The sequence below is a fragment of the Pseudomonas sp. KBW05 genome (assembly GCF_003852405.1).
Classification (GTDB): Bacteria; Pseudomonadota; Gammaproteobacteria; order Pseudomonadales; family Pseudomonadaceae; genus Aquipseudomonas.
Genome location: NZ_QAJM01000007.1, coordinates 338248 through 361692 on the forward strand (window position 1 = coordinate 338248; position 23445 = coordinate 361692).

11 protein-coding genes are annotated in these 23445 nt (G+C 62.3%); 4 read left to right on the forward strand and 7 right to left on the reverse strand.

Annotated elements, in window-relative coordinates:
* Nucleotides 1-21 precede the first annotated feature (21 nt).
* The 4 genes from DBR46_RS07255 (at nt 22) to DBR46_RS07270 (ending at nt 18278) form a co-directional block, all read left to right on the forward strand.
* Nucleotides 22-7017, forward strand: a complete 6996-nt coding sequence (locus DBR46_RS07255) for an NEL-type E3 ubiquitin ligase domain-containing protein (protein ID WP_256659245.1) — start codon at nt 22-24, stop codon at nt 7015-7017.
* Nucleotides 7018-7105: 88 nt separating this feature from the next.
* Nucleotides 7106-13039: a DUF6543 domain-containing protein gene (locus DBR46_RS07260; protein WP_158619147.1), complete on the forward strand. Its 5934-nt coding sequence runs from the start codon at nt 7106-7108 to the stop codon at nt 13037-13039.
* 91 nt (nt 13040-13130) lie between these two features.
* Entirely contained in the window at nt 13131-13316 is a 186-nt protein-coding gene (locus DBR46_RS07265; protein ID WP_124525594.1) for a hypothetical protein, read from the forward strand.
* A 21-nt stretch (nt 13317-13337) separates the two neighbouring features.
* Nucleotides 13338-18278 (forward strand): DUF6543 domain-containing protein, encoded by a 4941-nt coding sequence (locus DBR46_RS07270; protein ID WP_124525595.1) that lies wholly within the window; start codon nt 13338-13340, stop codon nt 18276-18278.
* Here the strand turns inward: DBR46_RS07270 and ureC are convergent.
* The 7 genes from ureC to urtE all read right to left on the reverse strand — a co-directional run bounded on the left by ureC (nt 18263) and on the right by urtE (nt 23395).
* Entirely contained in the window at nt 18263-19963 is a 1701-nt protein-coding gene (gene ureC, locus DBR46_RS07275; protein WP_124525596.1) for an urease subunit alpha, read from the reverse strand. The two genes, DBR46_RS07270 and ureC, sit on opposite strands and share 16 nt — an antisense overlap.
* A 111-nt stretch (nt 19964-20074) precedes the next feature.
* Nucleotides 20075-20380: an urease subunit beta gene (locus tag DBR46_RS07280; RefSeq protein ID WP_017737512.1), complete on the reverse strand. Its 306-nt coding sequence runs from the start codon at nt 20378-20380 to the stop codon at nt 20075-20077.
* Entirely contained in the window at nt 20377-20910 is a 534-nt protein-coding gene (locus DBR46_RS07285; RefSeq protein WP_124525597.1) for a GNAT family N-acetyltransferase, read from the reverse strand. The genes DBR46_RS07280 and DBR46_RS07285 overlap by 4 nt, the downstream gene beginning before the upstream one ends.
* A 5-nt stretch (nt 20911-20915) precedes the next feature.
* Nucleotides 20916-21428 (reverse strand): GNAT family N-acetyltransferase, encoded by a 513-nt coding sequence (locus DBR46_RS07290; RefSeq protein WP_124525598.1) that lies wholly within the window; start codon nt 21426-21428, stop codon nt 20916-20918.
* A 9-nt stretch (nt 21429-21437) separates the two neighbouring features.
* Entirely contained in the window at nt 21438-21740 is a 303-nt protein-coding gene (locus tag DBR46_RS07295; RefSeq protein ID WP_010213535.1) for an urease subunit gamma, read from the reverse strand.
* Nucleotides 21741-21826: 86 nt separating this feature from the next.
* On the reverse strand, nt 21827-22666 hold the full coding sequence (locus DBR46_RS07300; RefSeq protein ID WP_124525599.1) for an urease accessory protein UreD: 840 nt from the start codon (nt 22664-22666) through the stop codon (nt 21827-21829).
* A gap of 30 nt (nt 22667-22696) precedes the next feature.
* Nucleotides 22697-23395 (reverse strand): urea ABC transporter ATP-binding subunit UrtE, encoded by a 699-nt coding sequence (urtE, locus tag DBR46_RS07305; RefSeq protein ID WP_017738506.1) that lies wholly within the window; start codon nt 23393-23395, stop codon nt 22697-22699.
* Nucleotides 23396-23445: the final 50 nt, after the last annotated feature.

A 23445-nucleotide genomic window follows, 5' to 3' on the forward strand; every position in this document is an offset into this window, starting at 1 on the left:
CTCAACCAAAGGAGCAGCACCGTGTCCGACTTCCCCCCCATCGCACCTTCCAGGGTGCGGGCGCATCCGCCCATCTCCCGTAGCCTGCACGGTGACTTCATTGAACAGGCGATCCCCGACTGGCTCATCAACGCCACTCCCGAGCGCCTCGCGGCCTTCAAGAGCGCGCCCACTCAACCGCCGAGCTGGTATCGGCAAGCCACCGCGGCACAGCGTCAGGCCCTGAATGCCCAAGCCACCGCGAGCTTCACTGCGCAGACGCGGCTGGATAAAGCCATGGCCAGCCTGCTGGATATCGATCACTTCGCCGAGCCATTGCTGGTCAAGGCTTTGAAGGATCAATTCAACGTCACCCTCGACGTCAACACCACCTTTGCACAGCTCAGGCAAGCGGTGGAGGTGGGCATCCTGGGTATTGATATCAGCAGTTACGACGTGCTTAAACTGCCGTTGTTGCAGGCTGCGCTTCACAACTTTGAAGCGACGGAGTGTGAGGCGGGAGCCTTCCATGAGTCCTCGGGGTTTATCGAGACAGATGCCACTTCCGGTGCTTTCAAACCCGTCACTACCACACTGACGGTCACGCAGTTTACTGAGCTGTGCCGCACCCTGGACATCGGTGCGAAGTACCAGGAATACCTCAAGGAGTACCTGTACCCCAAGGACGCAGCCACCGAACATGTCCTGTTCGAAAAATTCACCACCGCACAAAAGTCCGCACTACGTGCCGCAGCGGAATTGGCCCTGCTGAAACAGGATATCGAGCCTGGCGACTACCGCATGATCCTGTCAGTGGTCGCGGGTGAGCAGTTTCCGACGGTGGGTGGCAAGCCCGTGTGGTTTCGCGACTTGGCCCTGATGAAGCACCGCTTGACCGGCTGCGTAGCCTTTGTGATCAGTGAAAAGTACCGGTACACCGACGAAGTCATTATCTACATTCCCCATGATCCGCAATCGCCGCTCAAACGCTACACCTTTGCGACCCTGGCGCATGTGTTCAAGCAGCGGTTTACCGAGCGTGACGCCAATGCTCCGACTGACGGTAGCCCCACACCCTATCAGCGGTTTTTCAGCCGCTTTGTCGCCTATGCCGACCTGCCTGATTATTTCAGCCAGCTCACTGAACCCGTACCGGTCAAGTCCATTGCGCGCAAAGCGGCAGGCTATGCGCCGTTACTCAATGACATAGTCAACGGGTTCAACCCGTTCTCAATCTTTACGGGTATCCAGCATCTGCCACCAGGTCTGCCGCCCAGCAGGCGGGCCAATGCCGATCCATTCCTCGCGCCCGGCGCCTGGCCGCGTGCCGGACACGGCTTGTGGGTCGAAAATACAGACTTGTGGGCCTACTTGTACGATCAGCAACGCACCAAGCTGATCGCGGATGCCCGCGCCCATGCCGTGCCCACGGCGGATGTGGACGCCAAGGCACGCTCGGAGAAATTCGCCCGCCTGCTGAGCATTGGCATGTTGTTGCTCACTGGCGTGGCGATGTTCGTGCCGGGCCTGGGGGAGCTTATGCTGGTGGTCATGGCCGGGCAGTTGCTGTACGAAAGTTTCGAGGGCGCCATCGAGTGGAGCGAAGGCGACCGTCAGGCAGCCAAAGCCCATATGCTGGACGTGGCGCAAAACCTGGCGTTGCTTGTGCTGACGGCAGGGGTGGGCAAAGGCGTGGCCAAGCTGGCGGCGGTCAAGGCAGAACCGGTGATCGAGAATCTTGAACCGGTGACTCTACCCAGTGGCGAAACCAGGCTGTGGAAACCGGACCTGAAGGGTTATGAACAGACCGTTGCCCTGCAAGGCCACCCCAATTCACTCGGCCAATATCATCTTGACGGCAAGACCTACATCCGGCTTGACGGCAAAGCCTACGAAAAAAACTGGGATGAGGCGCTGCAAAGCTGGCGCATTCGCCATCCCAGCGACGCCGACGCCTATCAGCCGGTGCTGAGTCATAACCATGCCGGGGCCTGGCGCCACACTCTGGAGCGCCCCCTGGACTGGGACCGCCTCACACTGTTGCGACGCATGGGGCCGGTGACCGAAGGGCTGAGTGACGAAACGCTGCTCAAGGCGGCGGATATCAGCGGTGTTGAAGAGGGCGCCCTGCGCAAGATGCATCTGGACAATGCCTTGCCACCCCCGGCATTGACCGATGTGTTACGTCTGTTCGAAGCCGACCGGGGCGTCGAAGAGGTGATCGAACAGTTGGAGAGCGCCCAGCCGATCAATGGCCGCTACCTCTTCAGCCTGCCTCTGGTCACGCAAATGCCACGCTGGCCGTTGGGCCGGGTACTGGAAGTGTTCGAGGGCCCGCAACTGTCCGGGCCGTCTATCAAGTACGGTTCCGAGCGCCTGGCGGGCCTGCGCCAGCGCAAGGCAGCGATCCGCGTGAGCCGTGCCGATGTGCTCAGTGGTGAGCTGCCACGACGTATCCTGGCGCAACTCGATGAGTCGGAAATCACTGGCCTGCTGGGCGGCGAGCCGGCCCGAGTAGTCACCGCCCGCCCGCAGGAGTTGGGCAGGCAACTGGCTGATTTTGCCCGTACCCATAAACCGGCGATTTTCGACAGCCTCTACCACGGCACCGAGCCTCGTGCGCCTTGGGTCGCCCGCTTGCAGCGCGAATGCCCCGGGCTCAGCAAGCCCGGGGCGCAAGCCGTACTGAGCCATGCCAGCGCCGAGGAAGTCGCTCGGATGCAGGCCGGCAACACCGTGCCGCTGCGCCTGTTGGAGCAGGGCCGCTGGTATGCGCAGCAGGGTCGGTTGACACGGGCTTTCGCCGGTTTGCAGGGGGAGAACATGGCGTCGGCCGACAGCCGGCATCTGGCGTTGCAGACCCTTGGCCAATTGCCTGGCTGGCCGCAGGGCCTGCGTCTGGAGGTGCGTGAGGGAAACGTTGGCGCCGCCGTATTGGATGCAATTGGCAGCGAAGGGGCAGCCCAGCGCAAAGTCCTGGTCAAGCGCGGGCCGGCCTATCAGGCATTCGATGAGCGTGGCGAGGCACTCAATAGCCTGCCGACCGAGGGTGATAACTTTTACCCGTCGCTGATGCACGCCTTGCCGGATGAAGCTCGCCAGTCCCTGGGCGTTCCACACGTCAGCCAGCATGCGACGTTGCAGCGTGCGATCTTCGACTACGCCATTGAGCACCGACAGGCATCTGCCCAACTTGTGGCGGGCCGTTCTCGCCAGAAGCCCTGGTTCAAGCCACCCCAGCGTATCGCGGATAAGGTCTTCGGTTACCCCGCCAGTGGGCGTGGGGCAGGCGAGTCGCCCGACCTTATTGCGCGCGTCAAGGCGGTGTATCCGCGCCTCTCCGATGACCAGGCCAACGGTTTTATCTTGAAGCAGTTGCTAGATGGCAAGACCGACAGAGGCATCGTCCACCTGCTCAATAATCGCCTGCGGGAGTGGCAAACCCTCGAATCGACACTGGACCAGTGGGCCGGCGTACGACCGCATTCACTGGCCGGGCAGAATATGTGGACCCTGGGCAAAGGCGGTGTGGCGCAGAACATAAAAGACAGTTGGCATCTTGCGCCGTTGGCCCAGGACCCAAGGTTTGCTGCCTTGAACCTGTTTTGCAATGAGCCGCTGCCGTTGCTGGAGGCGGATTTTTCCCATGTCCGCCACCTGCGGATGGGGGGCCAAGGGTTGACGGATGCCACGTTCGAACCGTTGCTGGCAAAATTTCCCAATGTGCAGAAGCTCGACATCACGATGACCAGCCAGCAGCTGCGTGTTGTGCCGGATGCACTGGCGAACCTGAGTGACCTGACGGACCTGACCATCACCACGAGTATGCCCGCGGAGCCGTTTGCCGATGTGCAGGTCGCCAAACTCGGACGCTTGGCGCAGTTGCAGTCCCTGACACTGAACCATGCGATGGAGCTGACCCACGCATTGGATGTCAGCGGCCTCACCCAATTGCGCCGTTTGACGCTCTCGGGCGGTTTTCTCGCCACCTTGCCACCTGGTGTGGTCGAACTGCCTCATCTTGAGCGTCTGAATCTCAAAGGCATGACGATACGAGGCCTACCGCCAGAACTCCTCACGCCAGACCATGAACGCATCTGGCGCGGCCTGTCTTTGGATTGGTCGAGGATGGACGCCGAGCAGTTTCGTGCGGCTTTCGACTTTGTGCGTGCGCAGCCCGAACACTGGGTCGACCAGGAAGAGATGGTCCGAGAATACTGCCAGTCTGAACTGACTCGGCTCGCTGCGCAGAGCCGCACGGTGATCGACTATTCACGGTCTACGGAGCAGGCAACGATGTTGCGCAACGCATTCATGAACCGATGGGTCGGTGCCCAGGCCAGGTTCGAGGCCATTGAGCAATTGCGTGCGCAGCATGTCGAGCTGACTGACCGGCTGAATACATGGACGGGGATGCCGGCGTTTTCCGCAGAGTACCTGGCGCGCAATCGCGTGGCCGAGACGCTCGACATCGCCTGGTACAACGGGCTGCTGCAACGCTACGACGCAGGCAGCTATGCCACGCGTGTCGAGTTGCGGGCCCTGTCTACGCATGAACTGCCCGTGCTGCCCGCGCAAGGGTTCATCCATGTGCAAACGCTCAGCTTGGAGGGGGTGCGCGCACCGGTCGCAGAAGTGCGTAAGTTCATCGGCAGTTTTCCCGCGTTGCGCAGCCTGAACCTGAGCGACAGTGCGCTCAGCGAACTGCCGCTCCAGGCGGACACCTTGCCGCAGCTCGAGAACCTGGACCTGGGCAAGAACCCGCTGACCCTCGTTGACGTCAGCGGCATGAACCCGCTCAAGACACTGAACCTCAGCGGCACTGCGTTGCACGCCTTGCCCTCCGGCGTTGAGCAGCTTGCTCAACTGCAGTGGCTGGACCTGCGTGACACACCGCTGACCACCTTGCCACCTGCCGCATTGGCACAGGACAGGCTGCTGCTCAGCCTCAATCTGCAGGGTGTGCCTTTGGATGCGCCGACCCAGCGCGCACTGACGCAAGCCTTGCAACGCGTCGAGCGAGCCCGTGGTTTGCCTGAGGGAGGGCTGGCACGGTTTTTTGCGCAGGCGCCGGCCGATTTCCCACCCTTTGAAACCGCTACCACGGTTGCCCGCAACCTCCTGCCCTTGGCGCCTGCGGCACCGGTCGGTGAACGCACCCTACAGTTGCAGCGGCTGCGTCCGGATTTCTCCGCCGATCAGGTCCGCCAAGCGCTTGAATCGCTGCGCAACGAGGGGGTGTCGGAGCAATTGCTTGATAGCCGGTTGCACCAATGGAACCAGACACTCGATGCCCTGACTGTCGAACTCAACGGCTGGGTGTTTGTGCCTCAAAGCGTCGGTGAAAACTGGCAGATTACGTCGCAAGGTCGAGCCGTGGGTGCTTCGCGAATACTCGCGTGCTGGCGCCAGGGTGTCGCCGGCGGACCGGTCCCGGCGTACGACAGCCTGGACTTCAATGGCTTGCAACTGGGGGACCTGCCGCCGTTACCGGGCGATTTTTCCCATGTCCACCAGTTGGACCTGACGGGGGTACGGATTACGGCCCAAGGTTCTAACGCTTTTCTGCAGTCATTCACCCAACTGCGTCGGCTCATCCTCAACGGCCAATACCTGCCGGAGCTGCCTGAGGCCGTGATGGGGATGGCGGGCCTGGAGCAACTCGACCTGGCAACCGTTGAGCTCAGCGACGCCCAGCCGCTGTACCCCACCCTGCGACAACTGGCGAACCTGCGCGCGCTGGACCTGGGCTACAACAATCTGCAAGCCTTCAGCGTCGAGCAATTGAATAGCCTCGACACCCTGGACCTGAGTCATAACGTGCTGCAGGACTGGCCCCAAGGTGTACTGCAAGCCCCGCGCTTGCGCAGGCTTGACCTGTGCGCCAACGAGATCACCTCCATACCGGCGCGAGCCCTCAGCGGTGAGCATGACGCCCTGATGGCAGGTACCGATTTGAGCATGAACGCCGATTTATCCAACGCCAGCCTGGAGGCACTCAGGGAGTACGCCGACCGGCAGGGGCGGGACAGCGTATTGGAGATTGACCTGGCTGAAATGGAAGCGCGCAGCGACGACGAACCCGGAAGTGACGAGCCGGATGAGCACATTGCCGATGAAGAGACCCAGGCGATTCCCGAGCAACTGGCGCCCTGGCTGGACCCCATCCCTGCGGCGGAGGCCACCGGTTATCATGCCCTCTGGCAGCGGCTGGCCGCCGAATCGGATAACGCGGCATTCTTCCACTTGCTCCTGACCCTGCGCGACACCCAGGAATTCAGGCTGTTTCGCGCCGACCTCACGCGCCGTGTCTGGGGCGTACTGGAGGCCGCCGAGCGCGACACCGAGCTGCGCGAGACCTTATTCAGCATGTCGCGCACCCACGACACTTGCGTGGATGGGCGCACGCTGGCCTTCAGTGAATTGGAGGTCAAGGTCTTCGAGCACAACGCCCTGCGCGACATCCCGCCCGGCCTGGAACACCGGGGGCGAGCGCTGTTGAAGCTGTCTCGCCAGTTGTTCCGCCTGGATCAGGTGGAGCGCCTGGCCGCTGAGCGTGCGCGATCGAGCGGTGATCCCGCCGAAGTACGACTAAGCTACCGCATCGGCCTTACCCATGGCTGGCGCGACGGTCTGCAACTGCCGGGGCAGCCCCGGTACATGCGTTTCAGTACACCGCTGGAGGGTGAGGTACGCACCAATGCCTTGCGTGAAGTGGAGCGACGGGAAGCCACCCCAGTGTTTTACGACGACCTGATCGCCCGCAACTATTGGGTGCGCTACCTCGAAGACAAGTACCCCGATCAATTCAGCGCGCTCCAACGTCATGAGGCGCAGGAGCAGGGACGGATCGAGGATGAGCATGCTGACATTTCCAGCGAGGCATATGCACAGGCCCTGCAGACCCTGGAAATTGAGCGTGCCGTGGCGCGCAACCAGACGTTATTGGAGCTGTCGCGCCAGGAGGTGGCTGCTCTGGAGGCTGTACCCCGTGATCCGAACCTGCCCGGCTCCTCCAGAGAAACGATGGGCAGCTAAGTGGCCGGCGACCGCATGGGGTAAATAGTCAGGCTTTTTGCCCGCGTGGCCCCAGTAGGCTGATGGTTTTCCATCAAGGATGACCGTCATGCCCGATCTGCAAACCCCGCCTGCCGCAGGAGGCACCCTTAATGCCGACTTGCGCGGCGTTCACTACGACCTGCTCAAGACGCGAGTGCCGACCTGGTTTTCCCAAGGCCCGGCACACCGCCAGATGGAACTGGGCAACTACGAACTGCACCTACCGTCCTGGTACCGGCGTGCGCCCCCGGAGCAGCATGCAGCGTTATCGCGCAGTCACCTGGACTTTCGCGAAGCGTTGAACCAACTGGAAACCCGTCTGGCAAGCTTCAATGACATTTTCGATTTCGCCGAGCAGCCGCTCAAGGACGCGATCAAGGACCAGTTCAACTTGGACCTGGATGTGCGCAATGTCTATTTCGCCCGTAAATACGCATTCAAGGACCGTGATGATCTCTACGGTTTCCTGGTGTTTGACCGTACCAACGACCCCTCGCTGAATCACGAGTACCGTGGCATTTCCCTGTTGGAAGCGGCCCTGGCCAACTTCGAGCCCAATGAGGAAAAACCGCCGCGTTGCAGCGATTGCGAGATTATCACGGGGTGGGGCAGCTACGACGGCGACATCATCGTGCGCTACCCCACCGTGAGGTCGGAGGCCATCGCCATTGCGCCCCACGCGTTCGCCAAGCTCTGCCGCAACCTGGATCTGGGCAAGCGCTACCAGCAGCACATCAAGGACATCCTGCAACCGTCCAATCCGGTCGCGCGCCAGTCGTTGGAGGCACAGCTGGAAGAGCACCAGCGTCAGCATCTGGCGGTGAGCGTCGACATTGCCCGGCAGCAATATGCGCTGAAACCCAGCAGCCGTGAGATCGAGTCGGGTGTCAGCGCCGATGTCTACAGCATGCTGCAACAGCTACTCGGCAATACTGGCAATATTCTGTTGGATGGCCGGCCCGTACTGGTCCAGGCGCTCAAGGTATTCGACATCGGACTGGTCGGGCCACTACTGATCGGACCGACGCGTTTTCACGCAGGCAAGGCCCAGCGCCTGGCGGTATACCTGCCCAATGACCCGCAACAACCGTTGAAGGAATACGCCAGCGGCGCCGCGTTTATGGCAGACCTGAGGATGCGCCTGCACAGCGCTGCCTACCGCCGCTTCTTCAGCCGTTTTATCCCGGTGCGCCAGCAAGGCGAGTTTTTCCGAAAATTCAACAACCTCTACCAACCCGATGGCAGTGACGGCCAGGGCGACTACCCACTGCGCTCCAGTCCCGCCAAGCTGCCGTTGGAGGATGTCACTCTCAACGGCGACCTGTGGCCGCAACTGCGTCGGGCGAGTGTCGATAAAATCTACGCCGATGCTCGCGCAGTCGCGGTGCCCACTGGTGATGAGGACCGCAAGGCCCGCAATGAACGGTTGTCGTCCTATCTGGACGCCGTGGTCAGCGTGTTCAACCTCGCCGCCTTCGTGGTGCCCGGACTGGGACCGATCATGCTGGCGGTGGGCGCGGCGCAGATGTGCCGAGAGGTATTCGAGGGCTTTGAAGCCTTCGAAAATGGCGATACCCGGGAGATGTGGGCGCATTTTTCCAGTGTGGCGCTGAATGTCGGTTTTATTGGCACAGGCGCCTATGTGCTGCCCCGGATTCAACGGTCGAGCGTGGTCGACCAACTCAAGCCGGTCACCTTGGCCAACGGTGAGCGCCGTTTATGGAAACCGGACCTGGCGCCCTACAAGGCCGACCTTGAGCTGGCCCAGGATGCCCAGCCCGATGGGATGGGCTTGTTTGATCACGACGGGCACAAGGTGCTGAACCTGGACGGCGATGTTTACCGGGTCAAGCAGGACGCCGACAACGGCGACTTTCGGGTGCAGCATCCGACCCGATCGCAGGCATATGCGCCCTTGCTCGAGCACAACGGGCAAGGCGCCTGGAGTCATGAAGCCGAAGAACCGCAGACCTGGGATGGCCCCACCACGCTCCGGCGCCTGGGCCATGATGCGAGATCCCTGACTGCCTCGCGTCGGCAGGAGGCGCAGATCGCCAGCGGCATAGGCACTGACACCTTGCGCGCCGTGCATGCCGATCAGCAGCCAACACCGTTGTTGCTGGCCGATACGCTGCAGCGTTTCCGTCTGCATCGCGAACTGAGCACCTTTATCGAGCAACTGGGCAGCCCCGACCGAACGGTTTACGCCAAGGCCGGCCTGGCTGCGCAACTGGACCTGATGTCGCGTCGGGGTTTGTTTGGAACCCAGACGCTACGGGTGCTGGGCAGTTCCGGTGATGTGCTGTGGGACGCCCCGGCATCGGCAACCACAACCACGCCACGCATGCGGGTGGTGCTCAATCAGGACCAGATGGCGCGGGGAGAAGGACTCATTGAAGTATTGAAGGCACTTCAAAGATCCGACCCTGAGCTAAAGGAACTGCCAGGCAGTGCATCGGACACTGTCATCCAGCGTGCTACCCGGCTGCGTCAGTATTTGGCGGCACAAGCCTCGGACCTCAAGCGCATTCTGTTGGAAGAGCGCTACCGTGCGCAAAATCTTGACGCTGATCCGGCCGTACGGCGGCTTCTGGCGCAATATCCAACACTGCCGGTACGCATCGCGCGTGTATTGCTCGACAGTGCCGGCCCGCTTGAAAGCGAGACGCTACCTGCCGCACTGGACGAACAGGCACGTTGGGTGGAGCAGGAAACCCGTGTCTCCCGTGCTTACGAAGGACTGTTCTTCGATGACCTGGCCAGTCTCGACACCCAGCGCCTGGCGCTACACACCCTTGAAAACCTGCCCGGCTGGCAGCGCGGCACACGTCTGGAACTACGACAGGTGGCGGCCGACGGTGCGCTTCTGGATGCCATCGGCCCCCCCGGTGCGCAGGCAAAACGAAGCCTGATCCTGACGGTGGATGGCCAATTCGACAGTCCGCAAGGCGCGGATTTTTATTCGGCCACCTGGGCCCTGCTCACCCCCGTCGAACGCCAGGCCCTGGGCTTCAACGGCGTAGGTGACCTCAAGCACGCCATCGTGCATAGGCCCTTGTCGCGCGAGCCATTGCGTGAGGTATTGCTGGAGCACCCCGTGCGCAAACCGGCCTACGACACCTCGATGCGATTGCTTGGTGGCGGCCGCGGTGTACCGCAGTTGTTGGCCGGCACGGCTAACGCCTTGCGTACGCCGCAAGCGCGCGTGCGTCGGCTGTTTCGCACGTTCAGTGACGAGCAGGTGGCACGGTTTATCGAGTCACTGGGGCCCGATGTTCGCGGTGAACTGACACGGTTGGAATTCGAGTACGCAACCCTCAAGCAGCAACTCAAGGAGTGGGTACGGACCAGTGGTCGTACCTCGGCGCTCTCGAAGATCAACGCGAACGATATCGCCCTTCAAATCAAACGTTGCTGGCGACGGGAGACGGGCAGCGAGTTGCGTCTGGTACCTTCCCAGCCCCATGGCTTGCCAGCACTGACTGCCGATTTCAGGCATGTGCAGACGGTGGTCATTCGTGGGGTGACATGGTCGCCTGAGGCGGACACCCTGCTCAATAACTTCACGGCTCTGAAGTCACTGACGATTTCTCGCTCCAATGTCCGGCAATTGCCTGAGGCTGTTGGTGCCATGCGTGAGCTGACCTATCTGTCCATGCGGGAAAACAGCCTGCGGCTGACGGTACACAGTGCCGCGAACCTGGCGGCGCTGGAGCGCCTGGAGTATGTGGACCTGTCCCACAATAACCTGGGGATTGCTCCGGATTTCAGTGCCATGTCTGAGCTCAAGCACGTGGATCTGAAATACACCGGTATTGACCAATGGCCTGCCGGAGTGCACAACCAACGCAACTTGCAACGCCTGGACCTGCAATTCAACCAGCTCCGCGACGTGCCGAGTGACACGCTTGAACCCGCCCCCGAGGATTATGAGCATAGGGTGCGTATTAACGGCGTGACCCTGATTGCCGGCAATCCGTTTTCACCTGAGGCCGGGCAGCGGGTGGATGACTATTGGTTGCGCCTCTCACGTGAGCGGCCTGAGCTGCTCAATATCGGTATCACCGATGCTTTCGGTGTCGAGTCGCCGATGATCCGGCAGGTACGGCACATGCACCCGAACATGACGTTCATGGCTGCCAGAGAACTGATCTGGAGCCTGGGCGAGGGCGCTGAGGCCCAGTTGACAGGGCAGGTGCAGGCGTTCGATCAACTCCACGCGCAACTCAATGCCTGGGCGTTTTCCGGCGGTGGTGCGCGCCAGCGTTACATTCGTCATAGTCAGTTGCAGCTCAACGCACGGACCCGAGATGTGCGCTTCATCGCCAAGGACCGCATTCTGCGATGCTGGCTGCGCGAAACCCCGTCATTGCAGGCCCACGATGGTACGCCTATCGGCCTGGAACTGGACCTCAGCGGCCTGGACTTGCCGAGCCTGCCGGACCTGGATGCAGATTTCAGCCATGTCGGCTCACTCAAACTGAGCAACATGAACCTCAGTACATCACCGGAAGGGTTCCTGGCGAAATTCCGTGGGGTGCGTTGGCTGGACCTGTCGAACAATCAACTACGTGAGTTGCCGCCAGCGCTGGAGCAGATGCAAGGCTTGACCCGGCTGTTTCTGCAGAAGAACCAGATTCGCCCGAGCCCGCAAACGTCGCGGATTCTGGCGACCCGCACGACGTTGCGTGCCTTGTGGCTGGACAGTAATCCACTGAACGTGCTGCCAGACTTCAGCGCTATCACTGACATGCGTTCACTGAGCCTCCAGAGCCTGGGGCTCGACACGTGGCCTACCGGACTGGGCGAGCAGCCTTTGCTGGACCTGATCGATCTACGGGATAACCAGTTCACCGAGATTCCCGCTTCGCTGGTGGCGCCACCAGCCGAACAACTGGCGCACAGTGCACGTATCACGAATACGGTCTATCTCTCGGGAAACCCGCTGTCCGAAGTGACGTTGCAGCAGGTGCGTGCCTACGGCGAGCGACTGCGGGAAGCGGGGCTGAGCACAGTCGAGGCACCCAACAGATTGGTAGCGTCCGCGGGCGGTCGTGACCACGTGCGCAGTGTGGCGTTCGACGCCACTCCGTTCACACGCTGGAGCCAAGGCCTGGGGGGCGATCAGTTGCAGGCTCGCAAGCTCCAGTGGCAGGCCCTGCGCGGGCAGGCCGGCGCGGATGGGTTCTTCCAAATGCTCAACGACCTGCCACAGGCCGGTGCCCAGCATGAGGATCTGCAACAACGGGTCTGGACGGTCATCGACAGCATCACCGAGCACAGTGCGGAGTCCGAAGCGTTGCGCGAGCGCATGTTCGAGTGGGCCGGACGGGCAGCCTGCTGCGACCGTGCGGCGTTGTCCTTCAGTAATGCGGAGGTCATGGCCATGGTCGAAAAGGCCCGTGCCCAGGCGAGCGACCAGACCCAGGCGGGAGCCTTGATCAAACTGTCCCGTGGGTTGTTCCGACTGGACGAAGTCGAAAAAATCGCCCTGAATGACATTGCCGCGCGCACCGCTGCGATCTATGAACAGCGCAACCTGTCGCCGGTGGAGCAACAGGACCGGCTCCAGCGCCTTGAAGAAGTGGAAATCCGGCTGGCCTACCGCGTCGGGCTCAAAGGACCGGAGCGCCTGGACCTGCCCGGGCAACCCAGCCGTACACAATTTACTGCGCTGGGCCAGGTCACCCCGGCGATGCTTGATGCGGCCCAAGCCAAGGTGCTTGAACTCAACGGTACGCCCGAAGAGTTCCAGGCTTTGATGTCCAGGGAGTTCTGGCAGGATTTCGTCACCGGCAAGTACCGCGCGCGATTCGACGCCTTGAGCAAGCCCTATCAGGAGCAGTTGGCGGCCTTGCATGACCAGGTCTCAGCCGGGTCCCTGGGGAACGACGCTTATGACACCCAGGCTAGGGCATTACAGGCGCAACTGGCAGTGGAAGAGGCTGCCCTGATCGAAGCCCTGTCCCGTCAGGAGCTACTTGAGCATCCCCTGACCTGAGGGGCCACGTCGACGGGTAGATAGTTAGCGCCGTCTGCCCGAATTCGCGACCTAGGATGACCTTCTTTCACTCCTGAAGGTAGGTCATCCCATGCCTGATTCCCAAGCCTCTCAACCCTCATCACTGGCGTTGCCCGGTGAACAGGGGCAGCACTATGCGTTTATCCGCCAGGCCATCGCGCCGTGTCTGGTGCAGGCTTCGCCTCGACACCGTGAGTCCCTCAAGCAAACGGCCCCGCAGATACCTGCATGGTATGCGGCGGCCACCGACACCTAGAAGGACCGGCTCAAGACGCTGATGCAAGCACGCTGTGAGTCGCTCAACGTGATGGAAAAAACCCTTGGCAACGTTCAGCCGGTGGAGACGTTCTGCCAACCGCTGCTGGAAGCCGCGTTGAAAGACGCCGGTTACCCTCTGAATGTCAACACCACCTGGCTGCGCCTGTACAGCCCGGTGGCGGATGCGTTCGGCGTCAAGACCGGAGGCTTCAAGAGCAAGACCTTCTCCCTGTTGCAGGCGGCGCTGAATAATTTCGACGCCGAAGAATCCGAGGCCGGTTATTACAACGCGGCTTCCGGTTTCATCACCGAACCGGATGCGCGCGGCCACTTCGAGCGCCATGCGACGACGCTGAAGATCGAAACCTTCACCCAGTTGTGTCGCGGCCTGGACCTGGGGGCCCGCTACCAGGCCCACCTCACCAGTCAGCTGCACCCGGTGGATACGGTGGCCGAGGGCGTGCTGCGCGAGCGCTACTTGCGCTACCAGAAGGACGCCTTCCTGGCCGCCGCGTACCTGGCACTGGTCAAGGGCGATGTCACAGACAGTGATTACGCGCTGCTGTTAAGAGTGGCTGAGGGGGAAGCCGCGATCATGCTCGGCGACAAGCAGGTCTGGTATCGCGCGCCATGCCTGATGAACCTGCGCCTGCACGACTGCCTGATCATTGAGCCCTGTGTGAAGTACCGCTATTCGGACTGGTTCATTGCGTACATCCCCGATGACCCCGACCACCCCATCAAGCGCTACGCCAACTTCAGTGAGTTTCACAATGACCTCAGCGCGCGGCTCAAGGGGGCCGGCAAGGACCGCTCGGCCAACGGCTCGGTGACGGATACCCAAATGTTCTTCAGCCGTTTCATCGCCTATAAGGACCGCCCCTACTATTTTCGGCGGCTCACCGAGTTGGTGGTGGACGCGCCGCCTCAGCCGTTCGCCACGCAGTGGCTGGGGTCGGAGTGGGGGCAGGTGGCGCTCGGCCTGGCTGCGCCCCGCCTGGTACCGTTCAGCTCGTTGCTGGGGAACCCGCAACCGCAGGTTCGCGTGCCGGTGACGGACCCGCAATTTCATATCAATGCCGACGCCCTCGGCAGCCCCTGGGCCGAGATCGACCTGTGGCCCCAGCGTTTCGAAGACCTGCGTAAACGGATGCTTGCCGATGGCCGGGCCCAGGCCATTTCCACCGCCGACACTGATGCCGCCGCCCGCGCCGGGCGCTTGCAGCACTACCTCAATATCGGCCTGTTCGGCGTCAACCTGCTGGCGATGGCGGTGCCGCCCCTGGGGGTGGTGATGTCGCAGGTGATGGTCGGGCAGTTGCTGTACGAAGTCCTCGAAGGCGCCATCGAGCTCAGCGAAGGTGACCGCGAAGCGGGTTGGGCGCATATCACCGACGTGCTTGAGAATGTCGCGCAACTGGCGGCTGGGGCCGCGGTGTTTCATTTCACGGTGTCGCCGTTCATTGAAAGCCTCAAGTCGGTGCAATTGCCCAATGGCGAAACGCGGCTGTGGAAACCCCAGCTTTCCGGCTACGAACACACCAGCCCCCTGCCTACAGCACGTAGCACCGATGAGTTGGGCCTCGATAGGGTTGGCGGCCGCCGCCTCCTGAGCCTTGAAGACAAGCGCTACGGCGTGCGCCAGGACCCGCTCACCGAGAAGTTCTATATCGAGCACCCCACGCGCCTGAATGCCTATCGGCCCAAACTGGTGGAAAACGGCAGCGGTGCCTGGAACCACGAGCTGGAGCGACCGCTGGAATGGCAGGGCGTGACGTTGATGCGCAGGCTCGGTCCGGTGGTGGAGGGGTTCAGCGACGAACAGCTGGAACATATCCGCCAGGTCAGCGGCGTTGAGGAGGCCACGCTGCGCCGGATGCACGTGGAAGGCGAACCGGTACCGGCGATGTTGCTCGATACGGTTCGCCAGTTCCGTGCCTATGACGAAGCGGCGCAAGTGGCGCAGGGCATTGGCGCGGGCGCGTTGTCCGATGCCCTGTGCAGTTATGCCGCGTCCCTGGCGGTGGAGTTGCCCGGATGGCCGTCGGGCAAGGCGATTGAAGCCGTCAGCGGGGCTGAGCTGAGTGGGCCGTCGGTCAAGTACGGCGACCCACAGGCCAGTGGCGCGCAGGTGCTGAAGGTCAGCCGCCATGACTTGATGACCGGGCAATTGCCCCAGCGCATCGTCGATTTTCTCGACGAAGGCCAACTCGACAACTTGGTAGGCCGCCAGACCCCGCGCACCCCGCAAGCCCGTGTCGATGCGATACGCCAGCAATTGCAGGCACGCGCCGAATTCTGTCGTTCACGGTTGATGCGCAGCCTCTACAGTTCGCGCCAGCCTATCGCCGACACGGCCGTGAGCCTGGTACAGCGTGACTTCAAGGGCTTGCCGACCCTGATGGTGCGCGACCTGGTGGCCAAGGCGAGGCCCGCCGAAAAAGCCCAACTGGATCGAGGCCAGCGTATCCCCCTGCGCCTTGCCGAACAGGCGCGTCGTCTGCAACAGCAGGTGCGGCTGAACCTGGCTTATGAAGGGCTGCACATGGACGCCATGGCCAACCCGGACACCGAAGCCCTGGCGCTCAACAGCCTGGCGAACCTGCCCGGCTGGACCGACAGCCTGCGCCTGGAAGTGCACGACGGCGGCATGGAGGGCACCCTGAGAGCCAGCTTTGGCCCGGCGGACGCCGCCGAGCGCAAAGTGCTGGTGCGCGTGGCCGAAGGGCATTACCAGGCCTTCGATGCGCGAGGCCAGCAATTGCACGGAGTCAATGGCCTGTTCGGTGCGCTGCAACATGCCTTGACCGATGCCCATCGCAACGCCATCGGCCTGCCCCATATCGGCCAGGGCGAGCAGTTGAGAACACGGCTTATCGGCAAGGCGCTGTCCCGCGATGCCCTGCGCGCGGTTCTGGGCATGCAGCCCGAGCGTTTGCCGTTCTTCCGCTGGCCCTGGCGGGTGTCCGATAACCGCCTGGGTTACCCACTGAGCGGGCGTGGGCGCGGGACCTGGCGCGGCCAAATCGAAGAGCGGGTGCAAGCGCTTTACCGCACCATGAACCCGACGCAGATGGCGGAATACTTGCGTGGCCGCAACCTGGAAGATGACAGATGGCTCAAAGCCCTGGAGGCGGAGCAAAGGCAGTTGGACAACGTTTTGAGCAGTTGGTTGGTGGACGGGCCGAGGGACAGGCCAACACTGAGGCTTCGTCGCAAGCTCTATGACGTGATCAAAAACGCCTGGGCCAAGAGTGGTGAGTGGGATGTCGACTTGAGTGGCAACTACCGTGGGCAACGCATCTACTTGGAAAATCCGGGAATGGGCGCGCAGATCGCCACCCTGCCGGCGTTGCCAGGCAACTTTGATCATGTCACCAGCCTGCATCTGCCTGGGTGTGGCCTGACCGATCAGGGGGCGGGCTTTCTCTCCACGTTTCGCCGGCTGCGGATTCTGAACCTGGACGACAACCAACTGACCCAGTTGCCCGACGCCTGTGCACAGATGTCGCGCCTGGAGGGCTTGGACCTGTCCGACAACGAGGTGGTGTTGACGGAGCAGGCCGCCCTGCAACTGCGCGGTCTGCACCGTATGGAATGGCTGGCGCTGCAGGGTAACCCGCTGCTCCTGCCGGTCGATATCAGCCGCATGCCAAGGCTGCGCTGGTTGTACCTGTCCGGTTGTGGCCTGAGCGCCTGGCCCGTGGGGGTGTTTGCGTCGCCCCGGCCCCGGGAGTTTTTGCTGGAGCTGACCGGTAACCACCTCACCTCGATCCCGGACGTTGCGCCCGGTTCAGAGCGGGCGCGGATCCTGGCCAGGACGGCGGTGACACGTGAATGGTTGCGGCCCGACGTGCTCGCCAAGCTCAAGGTTTACCTCGAGTCCGTGGGCCTGGACCCGAATCGCAGGTTCCCACCCCGGGGTGCCCAGGACAGTGCGCACTGGATGCGTGGGATGACCAAAGAGCAATGGCTGGATAAGCAAGGGGTTTGGAACGACCTGGAAGAGGCGCTCGACAGCGAGCCGTTCTTCGATGAAATCCGCAAATTGAGCGAACACCTGGAAGCGCGACCAGAAGCCTACAAGGTCGATTTGACCGCCAAAGTGTGGCGCATGCTCGAGGCCATGGCCGGCAATGAAGGTTTGCGCGAGCGCCTGTTTCAGATGGCGGTGGCGCCGACCACCTGTGTTGACGCGGGCGCGCAGCTGTTCAATGGCATGGGCGTGGAGGTGTTGCTGCACGAGGCGCTGTCGCTGGCCAATGCCGACCTGAAGCGTCTGGAGTTGCTGGCGCTCGCCAAAGGCAAGGCGCGCCTGGACGAACTGGGGCGTATCGCCCATGCCCGCGTCAGTGAACTGGTCGATCAGGGTCGCCGCTTTCCGGAGTACGACAGTGATGGTGGCCTGGTCCAGCAGACCGACGCCGCCGGCAACCCGGTGCTGGGCATCGATGAAGTGGAAATCCATATGGCCTACGTCACGCGGCTGGCCGACCGCCTGGAACTGCCTTGGCAGACCGCGATGTTTTACCGGGAGCCGGATGTCACGGATGCGATGATCGAGGCTGCCCACAGCCGGGTGGTCGCGCTGGAGCATGGTGACCTGCTACGTGACGGCATCATCGACCAGCCGTTCTGGGCCGACTACGTGCAGGACACCTTCGCCAACGAGTTCGAGGCGGTCAGCGCCAAGAACGAGGCGTTGATCGACCTGTACGAGGCCCAGCACGAGCTGGCCGACAACGGTGACCTATCGGCCCAGAAAAAGGCCGACCTGCGCCAGGTCATCGACACGTCGACCCAGGTGCTGGGCAAGTCGCCGTCCCAGGTCAGCCCGGAGCGGGTGATGAGTGACGACGAGTTCTTTGCCGACATGGCCGACTTGGGCGAGGAGCGCAAGAACGTCCTGCGCACCGTGACCGATCGGGTGATGGGGCGCGAACCTCAGAACAGGAAGTAACGCTGGGCCATCGGCAGCACCTCTGCCGGTTCGCACCACAGCAACACGCCATCGGCCTTGACCTGATAGGTCTGCGGATCCACTTCGATGTCCGGCAGGTAATCGTTGTGGATCAGGTCGGTTTTCTGCACATTGCGGCAACCCTTGACCACCGCGATCTGCTTCTTCAACCCCAGGGCTGCGGGCAACCCGGCGTCTTGGGCGGCCTGGCTGATAAAGGTCAGACTGGTGGCGTGCAGGGAGCTGCCGAAACTGGCGAACATCGGGCGGTAATGTACCGGCTGCGGGGTGGGGATCGAAGCGTTGGCGTCGCCCATGAGGCTTGAGGCAATGGCGCCGCCCTTGAGGATCAGGGTCGGCTTGATGCCGAAAAACGCCGGGCGCCACAGCACCAGGTCGGCCCACTTGCCCACTTCGATGGAGCCGACGATATGGCTTACACCGTGGGTGATCGCCGGGTTGATGGTGTACTTGGCGATGTAGCGCTTGGCGCGGAAGTTGTCGTTGCCGGGGCCATCGCCGGGCAGCGGGCCGCGCTGTTTTTTCATCTTGTCGGCGGTCTGCCAGGTACGTGTGATCACTTCGCCCACGCGACCCATGGCCTGGCTGTCGGAGCTGATCATGGAAAACGCGCCGAGGTCGTGCAGGATGTCTTCGGCTGCGATGGTCTCGCGGCGGATACGGCTTTCGGCGAAGGCCACGTCTTCGGCAATGCTCGGGTCGAGGTGATGGCAGACCATCAGCATGTCGAGGTGTTCGTCGATGGTGTTGCGGGTGAACGGCCGCGTCGGGTTGGTGGAGCTGGGCAACACGTTGGCGAAGCCGCAGGCCTTGATGATGTCCGGCGCGTGGCCGCCACCGGCGCCCTCGGTGTGGTAGGTGTGGATCGTGCGACCCTTGAGCGCGGCGAGGGTGGTTTCGACAAAACCGGATTCGTTAAGGGTGTCGCTGTGGATCGCTACCTGCACGTCGTAGTCGTCGGCCACGCTCAGGCAGTTGTCGATGCTTGCCGGGGTGGTGCCCCAGTCTTCGTGCAGCTTCAAGCCGATGGCACCGGCCTTGACCTGCTCGATCAGCGGCTCCGGCAGGCTGGCGTTGCCCTTGCCGGTGAAACCGATGTTCATCGGGAACGAATCGCTGGCCTGGAGCATGCGCGCCAGGTGCCATGGGCCCGAGGTGCAGGTGGTGGCGTTGGTGCCGGTGGCCGGGCCGGTGCCGCCGCCGATCATGGTGGTGACGCCGCTGGTCAGTGCTTCTTCGATCTGCTGCGGGCAGATGAAATGCACGTGGCTGTCGATGCCACCGGCGGTGAGGATCATGCCTTCACCGGCAATCACCTCGGTGCTGGCGCCGATGGCCATGGTCACGCCGGGCTGGATATCTGGGTTGCCGGCCTTGCCGATGGCGTGGATGCGGCCGTTCTTGAGGCCGACGTCGGCCTTGACGATGCCCCAGTGGTCGATGATCAGCGCGTTGGTGATCAGGGTGTCGACCACTTCATGGGCGAGCAGTTGGCTTTGGCCCTGGCCGTCGCGGATCACCTTGCCGCCGCCGAATTTCACTTCTTCGCCGTAAATGGTGAAGTCTTTTTCCACTTCGACAAATAGCTCGGTGTCGGCCAGGCGGACCTTGTCACCGACGGTGGGGCCGTACATGTCGGCGTAGGCTTGGCGGCTGATTTTCATGTGTGTGCCCTGAAATATTTGTGTTGAATGTGAGACTGCTTTCGCGAGCAAGCCCGCTCCCACATTTGAAATGCATTCCCCTGTGGGAGCGGGCTTGCTCGCGAAGAGGCCCTAAAGATCACCCATAACCCGCCCGGCAAACCCAAACACCCGGCGCCCACCGCTCAAGTCCACCAACTCCACCTCCCGACTCTGCCCCGGCTCAAACCGCACCGCCGTCCCCGCCGGAATATTCAGGCGCATGCCGCGACTCGCCGCACGATCAAACGTCAGCGCGTCATTGGTTTCGAAGAAATGGTAATGCGAACCCACCTGGATCGGCCGGTCGCCGCTGTTGGCCACGCTCAGGCTGATCGTACGGCGGCCGACGTTGAGTTCGATATCGCCAGGCTGGATCTGATATTCGCCAGGAATCATGCAGGTTGCCCCAATGTCTTGAAGTAGATAGCGGTCGGGCTGTAGCGCCCGTCCGGGCTTTGGCAGTAGTCGGGCAACTCACCGATCCTGGTGTAGCGCAGCGACTGGTAGAACGCTTCGGCAGGAGAGCCAGCCTCGGTGTCCAGGTACAGCAGGCCGCGCTTGTGCTGGCGGGCGGCAAGTTCCAGGGTGTTCATCAACTGCTGGCCGAGGCCGTGGCGCCGTGCGCTGCTGTGCACCAGCAGCTTTTGCACCTCGGCGCGGTTCAGGCCGTTGGCCTTCTGGCACAGCGCCAATTGCACGCTGGCGATGACGTGCTCGTCGCGCACCACCACCCACAGCAACAGGCTGGCGTCTTCGATGCTGGCCTGCACGCCGCTCAAATAGGTGCGCGCCTGGGCCTCGTCGAAGTCGGCCATAAAGCCCACTGAGGCACCGTTTTTGACCGCGTCCAGCAACAGTTCGATCAAGCCCTGGCGATAGTGGGCAAAACTTTCGGCATTGACTCGACGCAGTTGGGTCGCGCTCATCGCTCTCACTCCTTGGGTGGCTCTGCACCCGGGTTCAAGGCCAGTTGCATAAAGGTCAGGTCCAGCCAGCGGCCGAACTTGATGCCCACCTGGGGCATTTGCCCGGTGGTGATGAAACCCAGGCGTTCATGCAGGCGGATCGAGGCGTGGTTGCCGCTTTCGATGGCGGCGACCATTACGTGTTTGCCGCCGCTGCGCGCGCGCTCGATCAGGGCTTGCATCAGCAGTGGGCCCAGGCCCTTGCCGCGCTGGTCGTTGCGCATGTACACCGAGTGCTCGACGCTGTAGCGGAAGCCTTCGAAGGGCCGCCAGTCGCCGAACGAGGCGTAGCCGGTGACTTCGCCGTTTTCCACCGACACCAGGATCGGATACTGCTGCGCCTGGCGCGTGTTGAACCAGGTCTGGCGGTTGGCCAGGTCCACCGGTTGTTCGTTCCAGATCGCCGTCGTATTCAGCACCGCATCGTTGTAGATATCGCGGATCGCCGGCAGGTCGCTTTCAAGTGCATCACGAATCATGGCGGCTTCTCAGGCAATCGGCTGGTGGACGGTGACGAGCTTGGTGCCGTCGGGGAAAGTGGCTTCCACCTGGATGTCCGGGATCATTTCCGGGATGCCTTCCATTACCTGTTCGCGGCTGAGCAGGGTAGTGCCGAAGTGCATCAGGTCGGCCACGGTGCGGCCATCGCGGGCGCCTTCCATCAGGGCAGCGGAGATGTAGGCGATGGTTTCCGGGTAGTTGAGCTTCACCCCGCGTGCAAGGCGGCGCTCGGCGACGAGGCCGGCGGTGAAGATCAGCAGTTTGTCTTTTTCCCGTGGGGTCAGATCCATGGTTCAAGGTCCTTCATAAATACATTCTCAAATACACCAGAGATCCAATGTGGGAGCAGGCAAGTCAGCTCCCACAGTTTTGATCTTCATGTGCTCCAGATTCGTGGTGAGACGGCTTCTCGGCCCAGCACGGCTGGGCGCAACAGACGCCATAAATCAATCAACCATGCCCGCGCCAACAGCGCCTCACTGGCCAGGCAACGCGCCACCAACAGACCCGGCAATTGGCTCAAGTCGCCACGCACCGCATGGGGCAGGGCACGGCATTGTTCGAGTAACTCGGGGTCAATCTCGCCCGTCAGCAACAACGTCGCAAACACCGGTTGCCCATCCAGCCCGATCGGCGAGTCGAGCAAACCATCGGCGCCAACAATGCGCTGGCGCTCATGCCAGAGCAACTGGCCGTCGCGGCGGATATCCAGGTGGGATTGAAAGTGGCCCAGGTCAAAACGCTCGCCACTGGCAGGGCGGCCAAGTGCGACCACGTCCCAGTAGAACAGGCGCGCGTCGCCTTGCAGCTCGATGCGCGTGGTGAGTTCGGCCTGGGCCGCGCTGAACACGATGGTTTCCTGGGGCAGCCATTCCAGCGTGGCGCCGGCTTCGACAGTCAGGTCGACCTGCTGGAACGCCGGGCCGCTGGCGCGGTACCACTTGGCCGCGCCGGGGCTGGTCAACTGCGCCCAGGCGCCCGCGCCGACATGGGCGCTGATGTCCAGGCGATCACCGCCGGCAATCCCGCCAGGCGGATGCACGATGATGTGTTGGCACACCTCGGGGCCTTCGGCGTACAGGTGCTTTTGCACCCGCAGCGGGCCGAGGTGGCGGCGCATCACCGGGCGCGTGGTGTCGCCGAAGCGCGCGTAGCCGAGGTTCAGTTCGGCGTGCCAGCTGGGAGTGAACAGGGCAGGGGTAACGGGCAGGTTCATGGTGTGTGCTTTTTATCAGGACGCCACAGATTAGATGGTAACGAGGCCACGCACACCCTCGCTTTCCATATTTTCACCACGGCCCTGGGCGACGATTTCACCCCGTGACATCACCAGGTACTGGTCGGCCAGTTCGGCGGCAAAGTCGTAGAACTGCTCCACCAACAGGATCGCCATATCGCCGCGGGCGGCGAGTTTTTTGATCACCGCGCCGATCTCCTTGATCACCGAGGGCTGGATGCCTTCGGTGGGCTCATCAAGGATCAGCAGGCGCGGACGGCTGGCCAGTGCGCGGCCAATCGCCAACTGTTGCTGCTGGCCACCGGACAAGTCACCGCCACGCCGGTGTTTCATTTGCAGCAGCACCGGGAACAGCTCGTAGATAAACGCCGGGACTTCCTTGGCTTCCGAGCCCGGGAAGCGTGCCAGGCCCATCAGCAGGTTTTCCTCCACCGTCAGCCGCCCGAAAATCTCGCGGCCCTGGGGCACGTAGGCGATGCCGGCGTAGACCCGCTGGTGCGGTTTGAATGTGGTGATGGCCTTGCCTTCCCAGTTCACTGCGCCTTCTTTGGCGGGCAGCAGGCCCATCAGGCACTTGAGCAAGGTAGTCTTGCCCACGCCGTTACGGCCGAGCAGGCAGGTGACTTCACCGACTTTCACATCAAAGGACAGCCCGCGCAGGATGTGGCTACCGCCGTAGTATTGGTGCAGCTTGTCGACTTGCAGCATTCTAAAATCTCCTCAATTCCCAATTGGGAACCGGATCAAATGTGGGAGCT